Below are 16,714 nucleotides of genomic sequence, written 5' to 3' on the forward strand. Positions count from 1 at the left end.
GGTCGTTATGTCTCTACCTAAGCTATCATCCTTGAACCCAGCGTTTCATCAAGGCGAAATTGCACTGCAAAAAAAGCTGGAAATTGACAGGGAAATCGGTGAGCGGACGAATGGTTTTATCCGTAGCTTTATGCCGGAACAACACAGGCAGTTCTTTACATCCAGTCCGTTCACTGTTTTCGCCTTGGTAGACGAAAAAGGCCACCCTGTAGCCACGCCTGTTTGGGGAGAAGGAGATTTCATAGAAAGTCCCTCTGCTACCCAATTGCGCTTTAGCCTACCAGTAGAAGTTTGGAATATGATGCAACACTCGTTAAATCTCGACGTTACTTCAGGCAGCAAAATTGGAATCGTCGGCATTGAATACGCTACAAGGCGAAGAAATCGGTTGAACGGTACGATAAGTCACGCAACTAATGAAAACCTTACGGTATTGGTAGATCAAAGTTTCGGTAACTGCCCCCAATACATTCACAAACGAACCACAGTCAAAAAACAACGTCCCGTTCAGACTGCCCCAATGAAAAACACAGTAGGTGCCGGTGATTCTACATTTTTTACTTCAACATCGAATGTGCTCACCCCAAGCGCACGCTCGCTAATATCAAGGGCTGAAACGTTTTTTATTGCCTCACGACATAAATCTTTAGGCCATGCAGCGAATGAAGGGCTAGACGTTTCTCACAGGGGGGGCAAAGCAGGCTTTGTTAAAGTGGAAGGGAACTCGTTAATCTTTCCCGATTTTAGCGGTAATAAATTCTTTAATACCTTGGGCAACATCCTACTAGACCCACGCGTCGGTCTGTGTTTTTGGGATAATGAAACAGGTGACCTTCTGTTTATTGAAGCAAAGGCGAGTATCGAATCCCTCGAGTCGAATATAACCGCATTTGAAGGTGCAGAGCGCTTTGTGTCTCTTTCGGTACTCTCGGTAACACATATTTCGGGTGTGTATCCCTACTCCCATGAGATCACAGACATATCCCCCTATGCACTAAAGACAGGCGACTGGAAATAAGCGGTTAATTGATGAACCCTATCATCTAGTTAGCGTAATCAATTGGAATACCGTAACCAGAATGGTTACGCTGTTTAGACAAAAAGTCTTGGTTAGGTTTTGTAGACAAGGGCAAATGCCCGCGTAGACACAGGGGCAGAACATGAGTGATAAGCGTAACATCAAAACGTACAACAAACCCGCTGGCGGATGGGGAGCACTAAAGAGTGTAACCCAGAGCTGGATCCAAAGCGAAAAGCCACTTAAGAATCTACGAGCCATGCTCAAGACGAACCAAGACAAAGGCTTTGACTGCCCAGGCTGTGCGTGGGGTGAATCACCAGAAAGTGGTTTAGTGAAGTTTTGTGAAAATGGTGCTAAAGCAGTGAACTGGGAGTCTACCGGTCGCTATGTAGACCCAACATTTTTCTCTAAGTATTCGGTCGGCTCACTGAAAAAGCACACCGACTACTGGCTTGAGTCACAAGGGAGACTCACCCACCCTATGCGCTACAATGCTCAAGCAGACCATTATGAACCAGTATCATGGGACGATGCCTTCGCACTTATTGCCAAACACTTGAAGGGTTTACATTCCCCTCATCAGGCGGAGTTTTATACCTCCGGGCGGGCGAGTAATGAAGCCGCCTATTTATATCAGTTATTCGTGCGCGCATTTGGCACAAATAATTTTCCCGATTGTTCAAATATGTGCCACGAAGCGTCGGGGCAAGGTATGAAACCTACGATAGGCGTGGGCAAAGGCACAGTTACGTTCAATGATTTTGCAAAAGCAGACACCATTTTTGTTATCGGCCAAAATCCGGGAACTAACCACCCTCGCATGCTAGAACCTCTTCGTGAAGCAGTACGAAGAGGGGCGCAAGTGGTATGCTTCAACCCGTTAAAAGAGCGTGGCCTTGAACGATTTCAAAACCCGCAGCATCCCGTTGAAATGCTTACCAATGGCTCTGAGCCAACTAATACCGCCTATTTCAGGCCTGCTCTTGGTGGTGACATGGCGGTTATGCGCGGCATCGCAAAATGGCTGTTAACTTGGGAACAAGAAGCCAAAGCAAACAATGCTCCTCCCGTATTCGACCACGACTTTATTAACGCACATACCAATGGAATGGACGACTATTTGAGTACCGTTGAAGCGACGAGCTGGGAGCATATTGAAGCGCAGAGCGGTTTATCAAAAGACGAAATACGTCACGCGGCAACCATGTACAAACGTGGAGAACGGGTGATCATGTGTTGGGCAATGGGGATCACCCAACACAAGCACTCAGTAGCTACGGTTCAGGAAATAGTGAACGTTCAACTACTACGAGGAAACGTGGGCAAGCCTGGTGCAGGGCTTTCTCCTGTTCGTGGCCACAGCAATGTGCAGGGGGATAGAACCGTGGGTATTAACGAAGTCCCTCCTAAAGCATTGCTTGACGCACTAGAGAACAAGTTTAACTTCGCCGTTCCCCGAGAAAGAGGTCACAATACGATTCAAGCTATCCAGGCTATGGAAAGTGGTGAATCCAAAGTTTTCATCGGCCTAGGCGGTAATTTCGCCCAGGCGACGCCAGATACGCCGCGTACTCACGCTGCGCTGTCACAATGCGACTTAACCGTTCATATCGCCACCAAGTTAAATCGTTCTCACCTAACCACAGGTAAAGACGCGCTTATATTACCCTGCTTGGGACGTACTGAAATTGACATGCAGGCTAGCGGGCAACAAGGCGTGACTGTGGAAGATACGTTTTCTATGGTCCATATTTCTTATGGCCAACTTCCGCCAAGCTCGCCCGAACTTCGCTCTGAACCCGCTATTATTGCTGGTATCGCGAAGGCGACGTTAGGCAACACGCCGGTAGACTGGGACTTCTTAATAAGCGATTACGACAATATTCGTGAGCTCATTGCCGACACCATAGACGGTTTTAAAGACTTTAACACCAAACTCGCTCAACCAGGTGGTTTTCATTTAGGTAATACAGCAGGTGAGAGACGCTGGTTAACACCATCGGGCAAAGCCGAGTTTGCTGCTAACGCCCTGCCTGATTCACTGTTAAATGCTGACCTCGTTGCGAAAGGTGAAGAGCCGGACCTCATTTTACAAACACTGCGCTCTCATGATCAGTACAACACAACTATTTATGGTATGGATGACCGCTACAGAAACGTGTTTGGCGCGCGGGACGTTCTGTTTGTCAATGAACGTGACATTAAGAAGCTGGGTTTTAACGATGGCGATAAAGTCGACATTACGTCAATGTGGAACGACGGCAAAACACGCCAAGTTAAACAGTTTATGTTGGTGGCTTACGACATCCCGCAAGGTCAAGCAGCAGCATATTACCCCGAAACCAATCCGTTAGTACCACTAGAAAGTTACGGTGATGGCACGTTCACACCAACATCGAAATTTATCGCGATCAAACTTTCGAAATCTGAATCAGATGGCCGAATAGCAGTCTCTGCGGTGTAAGCTTTTCGTTGCTTATCCGGTACTTATCAGTACAGGCCCTTTGTTTCTAACTGGCTCGCTGCGCACTACTTTTCTTGCGGTGCGTAAGCTCTCGGAGGGTCATACTTAGGTACATGGATCAGGGTGAGACCATAACGGCTTGCCCACTTTACTGATAAGGCTGTAGGAGCAGATAGCGTCACTACCAAAGGTAATTTAGCTCTTATCGCTTTTTGAACCAACTCTAAACTGCAGCGGCTTGTGAGCACAACAATACCTTCAGGTTGAAAGAGTTTTTTGGTGGTGATAGCACCAATTAATTTATCAAAAGCATTATGCCTTCCTATATCTTCTCGGCATGCCAGCACATTGCGCTTAGCATCAATGTAGAGCGCTCCATGCACCGCACCGCTCTGCTGAGCTAATGCTTGCGCATTAGATATAAGGCTTCGCAATCCTTTAAACCAGCTCACATCAGGCAAAGGCGATACATCAATAGATGTCAATTGAGGCAAAGCGTTGTCTAATGCCTCAACACCGCAGAGCCCACAGCCCGACGCCCCCGCCAATTGCCGTTTATTTTCCTTTAACTTCCAGAACGCCTGATTGGCAATTTCAACTTCCGCATTGATGTGTTCTTTGTGATGCGTCAATTCAATACCGTAAAGCTGGCGGGGATGTTCGATAATGTCGTTACTTAAACTGAAGCCCACAATGAAATCTTCAATGTCGTTTGGGGTTATCAGCATTACGGCATAATTAATACCGTTATAACTAATGCTTAAAGCGACTTCTTCGGCAAGGGCAAACTTTTGAGTATAGGGTGTAGCATCTAAAACTAATGCGTGTTGTTCAGTGTTACTTTTCATGTGGCCAATCACCTGGAGTATTCACATTCAACCACTCTACGCCATCTTCATTGGACATATTTGCGAGACGCTTTTTGTTATCGCTTTCATCTTTACGCGCTATTTTTTTGAGGTCGCCTTCTTTAAGAGAAACTGCATTGAGAATTTCTAAAAATCCTACCACTCGTCTTTTACTTTGCTCAACTAGATAATTGGCTAAGAGGGCTTTGGTCTTCTGCGTAACGGGTAAGTAGAAAGGCAAAAAGCGTTTTTCCACATAACATGCCTTTTCAGCCTCTCGCCCTCGCGAAACTAATATTCTCAAAAGCTCGGGCGTCATCTGCGGCATGTCAACGGGAAGAACAAGTAGTTCACAAGGATTGCCATTGTGATTATCAGATTGAGATAGTGCGTCTAAAACAGCATGTACTCCGCTAAGCGGACCTGCATCTTCAATTCTGTCATTCAAAAAGCCTGGCGCGTTGCGGCTAATTAACACTTTATCGCAACTCGCAGACTGTAAAAGTAACGAAGCATTATCGATGAGAGTACGGCCCTGATAACGCATAAGTGCTTTATCTTGCCCCATTCTACGCGATTGACCACCCGCAAGCACTAAACCGATGAGTGTCGTATTCACTTTACTCACTGCATATGCCTCCTTTATTGAAAATCTCCTCATATCCTTTTAAAAACTCAAAGCATTGCTTTGCAATGGGAGAGCTGGGTTCGCCTTTTCGCATGATGAGCCCTAAAGGCGAAATGGTTTTACCATCGTCAACAGTAACATAGGCGAGCCCTAAATCATCATTGGCCTTTGCGACGTTGGTTGGAAGGATCGTACAACACATCCCCTTTTTCACTGCTTGCAGTAAACAATGAACCGAGTCTGATTCAATAACAGGCTCATTGTTCACGCCCACATTAGCCATGTTTAACGTGATTGACTGCCTAAAATGCATTGAAGGTGTTAATAACCCAAGTGGCAGTGATGAAAGAGACTGCCAGCTTAGGGTATCTTGCTCAAAGCAGTAATGATTAGGGTGATACAGCAACACCATTGGTGTAGCTTTAAACGGCAAAATATGGAAGTGTTGCGCGCTCATGCCTTCAAGGTAACAAAGACCCAGGTCAAGCTCGTTACGGTGTAGCGCGTTAACGATATACTCACTGCTATGTGTTTGTAAGGAAAACTGTAGTGCACTGTGCTGTTTTGATAGGGTGTCAATAATGTCGATAGGATCGACACTCGCTAGAGGAACGGCACCGATCCGAAGTCGGCCAACTAAGGCGCCTTTGCACGATGCAGCTTCCGCTTGTAATCCGTCACACGCCGCTAAGATATTCCTTGCCCATGCCAAAATTCTTTCACCTTCCGGCGTAAAGCCTTGGAATCTGTGGTTGCGAGCCACCAACTGAATGCCAAGCTCATCTTCTAAATTATGAAGACGTGAAGAAAGCGTGGGTTGTGTAACATTGCACGACTTAGCCGCTTTACCGAAGTGCTGCGTCTCATCTAACGCGACCAGAAACCGGAGCTGACGAATATCCAAAGACCAATACCTTAATCATGATAGATAATTTCTATCATAATTCTACCAACGGAACGCTTGACTTGTAAGTACGTTAAACGCATGTTTTTAGAATAAGCCCAAAATTCCGAAAATATGTGTGCATGCTGATTGATAGAAACTATCAATCAAGATTATTCGCCCAGCATACATTTAGCATTTTGTTCTGCGCAAGCGCTGCAACGCTGCTAGACCGACATCGCCTGAAAAATTTGTAAACGACGTGTACTAGCGCCTGTTGACCTTTGATGGTGCCTTGTTACAACAAGACCCATTGAAAATAGAAATAGCCATACCGTTGCGGCTTCACTTACTGCATGGGTAACCGTAGTCAAATAGCCAATATCAGCAAACGACGCTACAGTGGTATCACTTAACGTAATTGGATATGGCCCCAAATACCCTGTCATTAGATCTGATGAACCACCAGGCCAAGGTTCGTCCCAGTGACTGTTGGCAGTGCCGGCTCCTCCCCCCAGTTCTACAGGAATAAATGTGGCGTTTTCCACAAACTCGCGACGATAAATTTCCAAAGCGTACTCTCCGGTGTAACGCCCTGAACCGCTGACGTAGTTAGATTGGCTGCCCGCAATAAAAAAGTCGGTCGTCCACAATGTTCCAAATCCAATAACATGGGCCATCTCGTGTACGATGACATCAAAAAGCGTACCGCGACTTTCTAAGCTAGCAAGGTCTGCCGTATCAAAACGCATGCGGCCTTTATTTGCATAAACAAAAGTGCTGTCTGGTAGCTGAGTGATACCCGTTGGGCCAGCACTACCCAATACGCCACCCACACCATCAAGTGCAACGCCACTCGCATCTATAACAATATTGTGATTAAACTCGCTTTGAACGCCTATTAGGTAAGACTCCCAATAAGCGATTGCATCGTCAAAAACGCTGGATTGTGAAGGTGTTAAACCACCAAGATCGTTAATAGAAATTTTGAATAGTCCTGCATTTGCTGAAAAAGACACACACAACGACACCACAACACTGAAGAACCACTTAATTGAGACACCCATGGCACCCCTCCAAAACTAAGAAAAAACATTCGATGCAAATAAAATTAGTAACGTAGGCCTGTTTATCTTTGCTGTATTTCAAAGCTCAACAGGGTAAGGACTAAAAAAACTATAGTAGAGAAAGCCGTAAGTAGTTATGAGAAAGATTGCTTGTTAACGGCAAAAGTAAAAATTACTAAAGATCAACGTGTTGAATTTTTTAACAGAGAATACTTAACCGTAAGTCATTCGCCATTGGCACAATGACGTATAGGGAGGGGGCGAATTATTGAAATTTTTTACGTCTACTTTCCCGCTTACCACGCTCTGTGATACAGAGCGCGGCTGCGAGAATGAATTTGAGGGCCTACCAGGTTAAATCATCTGGAATTTCATAATCGGCGTACCAATCATCATCTTCTTCATCTTTACCGTCGGCTCCGCTCTTATCTAAATCAGCACGGTAAATAACTGAAGCCTCGTCGCGCTGCGCAATTTTGTCAGCAACGGGGGCTGGTACTAGTTCATAAGCGTCATCTAACAATACAACAGCCAAACGACCTTTTGTCACTTGCTTATGCATCTCTTCACTTACATACAGACGCTTTACTACGTTGTCGTGTGTAAAGTTAAGTAAAGTTTCGCCATTGCGCGGTTGTTTGTTTACCGTAATAAGCTGCCTTACCTGCGCAATAATTGAGCGCTTCTCTCGCTCCTGCTGTTGAAGCTGGTTTAGCTCGCGTGAGCGCGCTTTTTTCTCTTCAGCTGCTTGTTGAGCAGCAATAGTCGCTTCATCAACGACAGGTTGTTTTTGCTTATTCTTTTGCTTTTGTTTTTTGCGTTTATCTGCACGCGCTTGCTTTGCAGATGCTTTATCGGCCAAACCGGCTTTCAGTAGTTGGTCTTGTAAGGAGGCCATAATTACTCTCTGTTACTCTGTTTCTATTGATACGCTTTGCAGACGCTTACCGTCTTTTAACTACGTAACAAGCCCGAGCAATGTCGGGCTTGTGAATTTCAATTAAAGGTCTATTTTTACCTTTTCCGATGTAAAGGCGTTACTTCTTCTTGGCTTTAGTCGCTGGCTTTTTAGCGGCTTGCTCCTGCCATTTGCCATTGTCGTACCACGCAGACCATCCCGTTGCTTTACCATTGTCATTCTCAGACATCACATATTGCTGTTTGGTCTTTCTGCTGTATCGAACTATTGCAGGGTTACCATCAGGGTCTGTTTGTGGCGCATCAGCAAGATAGTAGAATTTCGGCGAAATTCTATCTCTAAAGCGAGCAAGTTCTTCCACTTTCGGCGCACGAGTTTCACGCGACTTTGGAAAGTTATGCGCCGCTAAGAAAATTCCCGAAGCGCCATCACGTAGCATAAAGTGCGCGTCAGACTTTTCACACGGAAGCTCAGGTAAATCTACCGGATCTTCTTTTGGCGGCGCAGCTTCACCGTTTCTAAGTAGCTTACGAGTATTCTTACACTCTTCGTTGGTACAGCCGAAGTATTTACCAAACCGACCGTTTTTAAGCTCCATATCGCTGCCACATTTATCACACTCAATAATGGGGCCGTCATAGCCTTTTATCTTGAATGTGCCTGTTTCAACTAAGGTGCCATCACATGTTGGCGTGTTACCACACACATGAAGTTTACGGGTTTCGTCAACCAAGTAACTGTCCATCGCTGTGCCGCACTTAGGACAACGCTTTTTAGAACGAAGCGCTTCTGTTTCGAGCTCTTCTTCATCGTCCACTTTCACGACTTCGTCACCAGGCGTTAAATTCATGGTGTTTGTGCAGCGCTCTTTCGGCGGTAAATTGTAGCCTGAACAGCCCAAGAATACGCCAGTTGACGCGGTTCTCACGTTCATTTCACGGCCGCATTTATCGCACTCAACACCTGCAGGCACTGCCTGATTCAAGCGCATACCGCCCTCTTCAGGGTCTTTCTCAGCGTTTAACAGTTTTCCGTAGAAGCCGCTGTAAAAGTCGTTGAGCACGTCCTTCCAATCTTTCTTGCCTTCAGCAATATCATCAAGATGCTGCTCCATGTTGGCAGTAAAGTCATAGCTCATTAAATCGTCAAAGTTTTCCATCAGACGATCGTTTACGATTTCGCCCATTTTCTCGGCATAAAAACGCTTGTTCTCTAAGCGCACATAGCCGCGATCTTGAATCGTCGAAATAATACTGGCGTAGGTCGATGGACGACCAATACCGCGTTTTTCAAGCTCTTTTACCAACGAAGCTTCATTAAATCGCGCTACAGGCTTTGTGAAGTGCTGTTTAGGATCAAGCGCTTTTAAGTCAAGCACATCGCCTTTTTGTACATCAGGCAACATGAGCTCTTCTTCGCCTTTTTTACGAAGCTGAGGTTGAACGCGAGTCCAGCCATCGAACTTAAGTACGCGGCCCTTCGCCGTCAGCTCGTAATCACCCGCCGCCACTTTAATAGTGGTTGCATCGTACTTAGCTGGAGTCATTTGACAGGCCACAAACTGGCGCCAAATAAGCTCATAAAGACGCTGTGCATCGCGTTCCATATCGCCTAAACTTGCAGCACTTATGCTCACGTTTGAAGGACGGATCGCTTCGTGCGCCTCTTGCGCACCTTCTTTACTGCCGTAGCGATTTGGCGAATCAGGCAGGTACTTGTCACCAAAATTATCTGAAATATACGCACGAGCACTGTCCAACGCCTCTTGGCTTAAATTGGTTGAATCCGTACGCATATAGGTGATGTAGCCCGCCTCATAAAGGCGCTGTGCCATCATCATGGTTTTCTTAACACCAAAGCCCAATCGAGTACTTGCCGCTTGTTGTAGCGTTGAGGTAATAAATGGTGCAGAAGGACGACTTTGCGTAGGCTTTGACTCGCGGCTTTCTACCGTGTAGTTAGCCCCTTCTAAGTCAGCAAGCGCTTTATCAGTTTCGGCCTTGTTTTTAGGCTTGAACGCATTGCCCTGGTGCTTTGCTACCAGCATGCGCAGTGCCGCTTTTTGCTGGCTCGTTAAATCTGCGTGTACGTCCCAAAACTCTTCAGGTACAAACGCTTTAATTTCTCGCTCACGCTCTACAACAAGTCTAACCGCTACCGATTGAACTCGCCCTGCTGAGAGGCCTCGCGCAATTTTTTTCCACAGAAGTGGCGATACCATGAAGCCTACAACACGGTCTAGGAATCGACGAGCCTGCTGGGCGTTGACGCGAGAGATATTTAGTTCGCCCGGATCTGAGAACGCATCTTGAATCGCGTTTTTAGTAATTTCGTTAAACACCACTCGCTGGTAAGTTTTGTCTTTTTTACCTAGCAGCTCTTGTAAATGCCATGCAATCGCTTCCCCTTCGCGGTCCAAATCGGTCGCGAGATAGATAGTGTCAGCATCTTTAGCAAGCTTTTTAAGTTCGTTAACGACTTTCTCTTTACCCTGCAGCACTTGATAGTGGGCTTTCCAGTCTTTCTCTGGATCCACACCCATTCTGTCTACAAGCTTCAAATATTCGTGACGGCGAAGATATTCTTGACGCTCTTCTTCGCTTAAAGTTTTGAGTTCTTTAGCCGGTTTTTTAGGCTCTACTTTGCCTAAAGCCTTCGTCGGAAGATCTCGCACGTGGCCAACCGAACTTTTTACGATAAAATTTTTACCGAGATATTTATTTATCGTTTTCGCTTTGGCTGGTGACTCGACTATGACCAGTGATTTTGCCATATAATTGAACTAAACCTATTGATTTTTAATGACTATTTACGTCAAATTCTGAAAATTGGAGCAACCTTGCACTATATATAGGGTACTCGCTCTTTTTTAACATATATCTACAAAGTGAATGGAAAACAAGATCTTCTTCATACTTATTCTTTCCTTTGCTTTAAACACGCGCAAAAACTGTACAATAAATAAACAGTGCGATTGGCATTGGCCTTAAAAGCCGTATAATGCCAGCCATTCCAACCTAGCCTGACAACATGTTCAGGTGTGAAGAAGTGCATCGTTTGTCCCTGTAAAAGAACGAAAGCGTTGCCGCTGCTATTAAATTAATCGCAGTGCGTATGGAAAAGTAACATATAGGGTCAAGCGCCAAAACTCCAAGAATGAGGGAAAGTATGAAGCAGTTTGAAGTTAACTTTGATGGTCTTGTAGGACCTACCCATAACTATGCCGGTTTGTCGTTTGGCAATGTCGCTTCCCTGAACAACGCAAACGCAAAGAGCAGTCCAAAACAAGCTGCAAAGCAAGGCTTAGCCAAAGCAAAGGCGTTGGCCGATATGGGAATGGTTCAAGGTGTGTTGGCCCCACAAGAGCGTCCTGACATCGCCGCACTGCGCCGATTAGGCTTCACAGGCTCTGATGCTCGCGTGCTAGAAAGCGCTGCAAAGCAATCTCGCGAGATTTTCCTTGCTTGTTGTTCTGCTAGTAGCATGTGGACTGCAAATGCCGCCACTGTGTCTCCTAGTGCCGATACTGCCGATGGTCGCGTTCACTTTACCCCTGCAAACTTAACCAACAAGTTCCATCGTTCACTAGAGCCTCAGGTTACAGGCAATATCCTGCGTGGTACATTTGCCAATGAAAAGCACTTTGCTCATCACCAGCACCTGCCAGATAACGAGCATTTTGGTGACGAAGGTGCAGCTAACCACACGCGACTTTGCAGCAACTATGGTCAGGCAGGCGTAGAGTTGTTTGTTTATGGTCGTCATGCATTTGATACCAGCAAACCAGCACCGAAAAAATATCCGGCTCGCCAAACGCTAGAAGCATGCCAAGCAGTAGCTCGCTTACACGGTCTAGACGACGATGGCGTAGTTTACATGCAGCAAAACCCAGATGTTATCGATCAGGGCGTATTCCACAACGACGTAATTGCCGTAGGCAACCAGAATGTACTGTTCTTCCACGAGCAAGCGTTTTATCAAAAAGACGCTGGATTTAAAGAGCTTCAAGCTAAATTTGGTAGCGAACCGCTGCATTTTATTGAAGTGCCGACTGCCGAAGTATCAGTGCAAGATGCAGTGAAAACCTACTTGTTCAATACGCAAATAATAACGCTTCCAAGCGGCGATATGACCATCATCGCGCCAACTGAGTGTGAGGAAAATGAAGCCGTTAAGCGTTATTTAGACAAGCTGGTAACTCTGGGTACGCCCATTAAGTCGGTTAATTATTTTGATGTTAAACAAAGCATGCGTAATGGCGGTGGTCCGGCATGTTTGCGTTTGCGCGTTGCGATGAATGACCAAGAACTTGCCGCAGTTAATCAAAATACGTTAATCAACGATACACAGTTCGCTCGCCTAAACACTTGGGTCGACAAGCACTATCGCGATGAATTAGGTGAAGATGACTTGCGCGATCCGCAGCTGCTAATTGAATCTCGTACTGCGCTTGATGAGCTTACACAAATCCTTAAAATTGGTTCGGTTTACCCATTCCAACAGGCATAAGTTAAGTCTGATTAAAATTAAGCGAAAAAGAAAGCCGGCTATAAGCCGGCTTTTTGTTACTTGTTAAGTATAAACTCTTTATGGTGTGACCAGCGTACACTGATCAGTTACGCCGAATGGGTTAGCCGGCGGTGACGCCCCTTCATCCGTCACGTCGTCAGCAGAGATACTTAGGGTGTAACGCATCTTCGCACTTGCTTCACTGCCTGTAGACTGTCCGAACACTGAAATGACAGCGTCATACCAGATTGCATAGCTGCGAGGATAACGGTATTCCAATTCCGCGTAACCATTCTCATCTGTCACCGCTGCACCGTTGGCAAACGCGATGGTCCCAATTAATCCAGGAGTTAACATACCGTCTTCATTGGTATCTTCATCTCTTGGCGTTGTATCCAAAATACCGTTGTCGTTAACGTCTTCGGTTTCACAGTTTTGATTTACTATTGCAACCCATTGAGAAGCATCATCGTCGAATACCCAAAAGCCGGTTCTATATTCACCGCCATTTACGTATTTTACCGGCGCAACTGACGCAGTCAGGTTGACGCCACTAACGGGCTGACCTGCAGAATCTGATACAAACACACCAAAGCGCTTCAGGTAAGAAGTCGATGTGGCTTCTTCAAGCTCATTACCCGTTCCTAGCGAGATATCAAAAGCACGTGCGCCCACTGTTAACACAACCTCGTCGTCAATGGCTGGGTCGTCAGCAACAAACGCAGTAACCACTACCGCGTCTTGAGTCGATACCGATCCTGAAGTAAAGACGGTGGTCGCTATCCCCTTGCTGTCGGTGGTTGCCTGAGAAGGTGATACAAATCCGGTCGATACGTCAGATACAGAGAAGTTAACCACACTGTTTTTCACTAAGTTTCCATCAACGTCGCGAACAACTGCACTGATGGTACTGGTTTGACCGTCAGGGCCAATGATGTCAGGTGATGCATCGGCAATCAGTGTGTGAGGTGTGGTAGCAATAAACTCAATCTGAGTGAGTGCTGAAACCAACACATTTCCACTTCCGTCACTCGCTGATGCAGTAATTGAAGAGATACCAGCATTATTCGCACTGATATCAATACTCGCTTGCCCTTCTGCATCGGTCACTACAGTTGCGTTGCCCGCAATAACACCACGTGACGCGCTAAAGGTAACATTCTGACCCACCACAGGCGTGTTGTCTTGACGCCACTGGACCGTAATAGTTTGGGTCTGCCCTAGCGGCACTTCCTCTGTAGGCAAGTTGACAAAGTTAAATTCGTCTTGCTGAACTTGCACCGTAAAGCTTGTCTCAGCGTTAAGTGCTGCCGCAGTGATAGTATCTTCGCCAGACGTTGATGCAGTGTAAGACACTGTCGCTTGTCCGTTTGCGCCCGTATTAACAGTCGTGCTGCTAAGCGTTCCGTTAACCGCACTTAGCACTACGTCTTGGTTGAGAATTGATGTTCCGTCAGAGTCCTGAACACGAATTGTATAATCTACGCTGTCGTTCAAAATAACTGACGATGCACCGTTGATGGTGACTTCTGTACCAGCAATGGTAATTTCAACTGTTTGCGTAAGGCTGCCTGCACCTGCTGTAATGGTGACGGTGCGGTTTGACGCATCGTTCTGAGACGTTAATATTGCGCGCGCTGTACCATCTGCGGCGGTTTCTGGTTGAGTTAATTGAAGTTCAACCCCATCGCCTGATGCGGCAGAGAAGCTTACTTCTACCCCTTCCATCAGCACACTTTGTTCATTTTTAACCAGTGCTATCAACTCAACTTCATCACTACCGCTTGAGGCGAGTTGAATACTGTTAGCATAAAGCTCCAGTGACGCGGGCTCTTCACTTACCGTTGTACTGCCCGTAGAGCTGAATGTAGTTGAATCCGCTTCACCCGTTGGCAAAGTAGCCGTTACTTCACCATCCCCTGATGCGCTTCCCACCGACATACCGATCGACGCTACGCCTTCAGCATTAGTCAGTGCAGTGGCAGTATCGTTAGAAAACGTCGCTAAATCATCGTTGCTCAATGAGAAAGTTAGGAGCAAATCGGCTTGAGGCTCACCCTCAGAATTGGTCACGGTTGCCAGTGCAACCAATGCGTTGCTAGAAGATAAGCTGTTGTCTGCTTCCCCAGCTGCATTTTGTAAGGCTAGCGATACACTTATTGTGGTTGGGTCGGTGCTTGTCACCGCTGTGGCTGAAAACGTAGTAGTTCCCGTTTCGCCGCTACCGAGCGCAGCGGTAATTTCGCCATCTCCAGAAGCCGTGCTGGCATTAAGGCGTAATCGGGCTACACCATTTGAATTTGTACGCGCCGTTCCCGTGTCGTTGCCAAACTCGGCTAGTTGTTCATTGCTTAGCGTAAAGGTAAGTAACGCGTCTGCATGCGGATTGCCATCTTGATCTGACACGGTCGCAACAACAAACAGACTATTGTCTTCAGAAAGGCTGTTGTCGCTTGCTCCACTTTCATTTTCCAGTGTTAAAGCGATTGAATAGGTTGGTGATGTGGTACCGCCGTCTCCGCTTCCGTTGTCCGTGTTATCTCGAGAGACTGATGAACCGCCCCCACCACATGCTGTTAGCATAAATAATGCGCTAATTAGGCTTAGCGTTTTCGCTAATGTCGACATAATTCGTTCCTGAACCTCTTTTATTGACAATTGCGTCGTTTTTTATGTTTAAAAATCAACTGAATCTGGCACACTACGAAAGATTAAAAATATAAAAATGCACAGGGAACATTAATGTCTTCATCTGCACATAAATATAGTTTAACCGCCCGCATCTTTATCGGCATGGCTGCCGGTATCTTGACTGGTGTCTTTCTCCAATTATTGTTTGATGATAGCGGAGATTTTACTTTTTCGATATTCGGTTTAGAGTTCTCAACGTATAACATTCTTGTAGAAGGTATATTTTCCACTCTCGGCCAAATATTTATTGCCAGCTTAAAAATGCTTGTGGTTCCTCTTGTGTTTGTTTCCTTAATTTGCGGAACCAGCACACTGTCTGACCCTAGTAAATTGGGAAGACTTGGCGCAAAGTCAGTCGGACTCTATGTTGTCACAACCGCCATTGCCATAACACTAGCCATGAGTATAGCTTTAGTGGTGTCTCCGGGTGATGGGCTAAATCTAACAACAGAAACTACCTTCCAAGCGAAAGAGGCCCCTAGCCTGTCTGACGTTATCGTTAACATGTTCCCAAGCAACCCAATTAACTCAATGGCACAGGGCAACATGCTACAGATCATTGTGTTTGCCGTACTGTTTGGTATAGCTATGGCGATGACAGGTGATGCGGGCAAGCGTCTTACCGCTATCTTTGAAGATATTAATACGGTAATCATGCGTCTTGTAACCATCATCATGAACTTAGCGCCATACGGCGTGTACGTGTTGATGGCGAAACTCTTCTCCACTATTGGTGGCGAAACAATTCTGAGCCTGGCGAAATATTTCTTCTTAGTATTTGGCGTGTTAATCCTTCACGGCCTGGTAACCTACTCAGTGCTGCTAAAAGCTTTATCAGGATTAAACCCTGTTATCTTGATGAAGAAAATGCGTGACGCTGCGCTATTCGCATTTAGTACCTCAAGCAGTAGCGCTACCTTGCCCGTCACTATGGAAACGGCGAAAAACAAGCTTGGCGTAGGTAACTCGGTATCGTCGTTCACCCTGCCGCTAGGCGCAACAATTAACATGGACGGCACGGCCATAATGCAAGGTGTTGCCACGGTCTTTATTGCCCAGGTTTACGCTGTCGATTTAAGCCTTGGCGACTATATGATGGTAGTACTTACCGCCACCCTTGCTTCTATCGGAACCGCTGGTGTGCCAGGTGTGGGCCTTATCATGCTAGCTATGGTATTGCAGCAAGTGAACCTACCGGTTGAAGGGATCGCACTTATTATCGGTGTAGACAGACTGCTGGATATGACACGCACTGCGGTAAACATTACAGGCGACTGTATGGTGTCGTGCATTGTAGCTAAAAGCGAAGGAGCATTGGACGAAAGCGTTTATAACGATCCTAAAGCCGGTTTGAAGCAGGAAGATGTGGACTTCGAACATTTTGAAAAGAATAAATAACGACTACAAAAGCTTCTGTAGCTCGATTTACATATGAGTTTACAGAAGCAGTCGCAAACTAAAAAAGGCCAGCATCAATTGCTGGCCTTTTTAGTTAGTTGCTTGCTCCGTTATACCAATCCGCATAGATAATTGCCCACTCAGAAGGCGCTGGCAAGCTTCCTAGCAAAGCGTGGGAATGCAGGAATGGCTGTTCCCTTTCAAATTCCCAGAATGAAGCTAGGAAGCTTGCCAGACCTTCCCGAAGGGCGAGTTTAAAATGTCCGTACTCTTTGTTGTGTCACCT

At 46.1% G+C, this 16,714-nt stretch carries 11 protein-coding genes; 4 read left to right on the top strand and 7 right to left on the bottom strand.

All coding sequences use genetic code 11. The features are described from left to right. Positions 1–7 precede the first annotated feature (7 nt). Entirely contained in the window at positions 8–1,018 is a 1,011-nt protein-coding gene (locus MHN00_RS13445; protein ID WP_239301431.1) for a pyridoxamine 5'-phosphate oxidase family protein, read from the top strand. A gap of 142 nt (positions 1,019–1,160) precedes the next feature. Continuing rightward, positions 1,161–3,485 (top strand): FdhF/YdeP family oxidoreductase, encoded by a 2,325-nt coding sequence (locus tag MHN00_RS13450; protein WP_239301432.1) that lies wholly within the window; start codon positions 1,161–1,163, stop codon positions 3,483–3,485. 65 nt (positions 3,486–3,550) lie between these two features. Here MHN00_RS13450 and fdhD read toward each other — a convergent pair whose 3' ends face one another. The 6 genes from fdhD to topA form a co-directional block, all read right to left on the bottom strand. Next, a complete protein-coding gene (gene fdhD, locus MHN00_RS13455; protein WP_156078253.1) occupies positions 3,551–4,333 on the bottom strand; it encodes a formate dehydrogenase accessory sulfurtransferase FdhD in 783 nt (260 codons plus the stop codon). Then, positions 4,323–4,961 carry a molybdenum cofactor guanylyltransferase gene (locus tag MHN00_RS13460; protein WP_239301434.1) on the bottom strand — a complete coding sequence of 213 codons (639 nt, stop codon included), beginning with the start codon at positions 4,959–4,961 and terminating at the stop codon, positions 4,323–4,325. The genes fdhD and MHN00_RS13460 overlap by 11 nt, the downstream gene beginning before the upstream one ends. Further along, complete coding sequence (locus MHN00_RS13465) at positions 4,954–5,865, bottom strand: LysR family transcriptional regulator (protein ID WP_014976308.1); 912 nt, start codon at positions 5,863–5,865, stop codon at positions 4,954–4,956. Before MHN00_RS13465 ends, MHN00_RS13460 begins: the two co-directional genes overlap by 8 nt. A 206-nt stretch (positions 5,866–6,071) precedes the next feature. Beyond that, positions 6,072–6,911: a leishmanolysin-related zinc metalloendopeptidase gene (locus MHN00_RS13470; protein ID WP_239301436.1), complete on the bottom strand. Its 840-nt coding sequence runs from the start codon at positions 6,909–6,911 to the stop codon at positions 6,072–6,074. A 346-nt stretch (positions 6,912–7,257) separates the two neighbouring features. Further along, a complete protein-coding gene (locus MHN00_RS13475) occupies positions 7,258–7,809 on the bottom strand; it encodes a DUF2058 domain-containing protein (RefSeq protein WP_239301438.1) in 552 nt (183 codons plus the stop codon). Between the two features lie 139 nt (positions 7,810–7,948). Next, entirely contained in the window at positions 7,949–10,603 is a 2,655-nt protein-coding gene (topA, locus tag MHN00_RS13480) for a type I DNA topoisomerase (protein ID WP_039229698.1), read from the bottom strand. Positions 10,604–10,998: 395 nt separating this feature from the next. Here topA and astB point away from each other — a divergent pair, with 395 nt between their 5' ends. After that, positions 10,999–12,339: an N-succinylarginine dihydrolase gene (astB, locus tag MHN00_RS13485; protein ID WP_239301440.1), complete on the top strand. Its 1,341-nt coding sequence runs from the start codon at positions 10,999–11,001 to the stop codon at positions 12,337–12,339. A 78-nt stretch (positions 12,340–12,417) separates the two neighbouring features. Here astB and MHN00_RS13490 read toward each other — a convergent pair whose 3' ends face one another. Beyond that, entirely contained in the window at positions 12,418–14,967 is a 2,550-nt protein-coding gene (locus MHN00_RS13490; protein ID WP_061485672.1) for an Ig-like domain-containing protein, read from the bottom strand. A 114-nt stretch (positions 14,968–15,081) separates the two neighbouring features. On the opposite strand from MHN00_RS13490, the gene MHN00_RS13495 reads away from it, so the two are divergent. Continuing rightward, entirely contained in the window at positions 15,082–16,428 is a 1,347-nt protein-coding gene (locus MHN00_RS13495; RefSeq protein ID WP_014949187.1) for a dicarboxylate/amino acid:cation symporter, read from the top strand. The last annotated feature ends 286 nt before the right edge of the window (positions 16,429–16,714 follow it).

The sequence above is a fragment of the Alteromonas sp. Cnat2-8 genome (genome assembly GCF_022348355.1).
Taxonomy (GTDB): Bacteria; Pseudomonadota; Gammaproteobacteria; order Enterobacterales; family Alteromonadaceae; genus Alteromonas; species Alteromonas macleodii.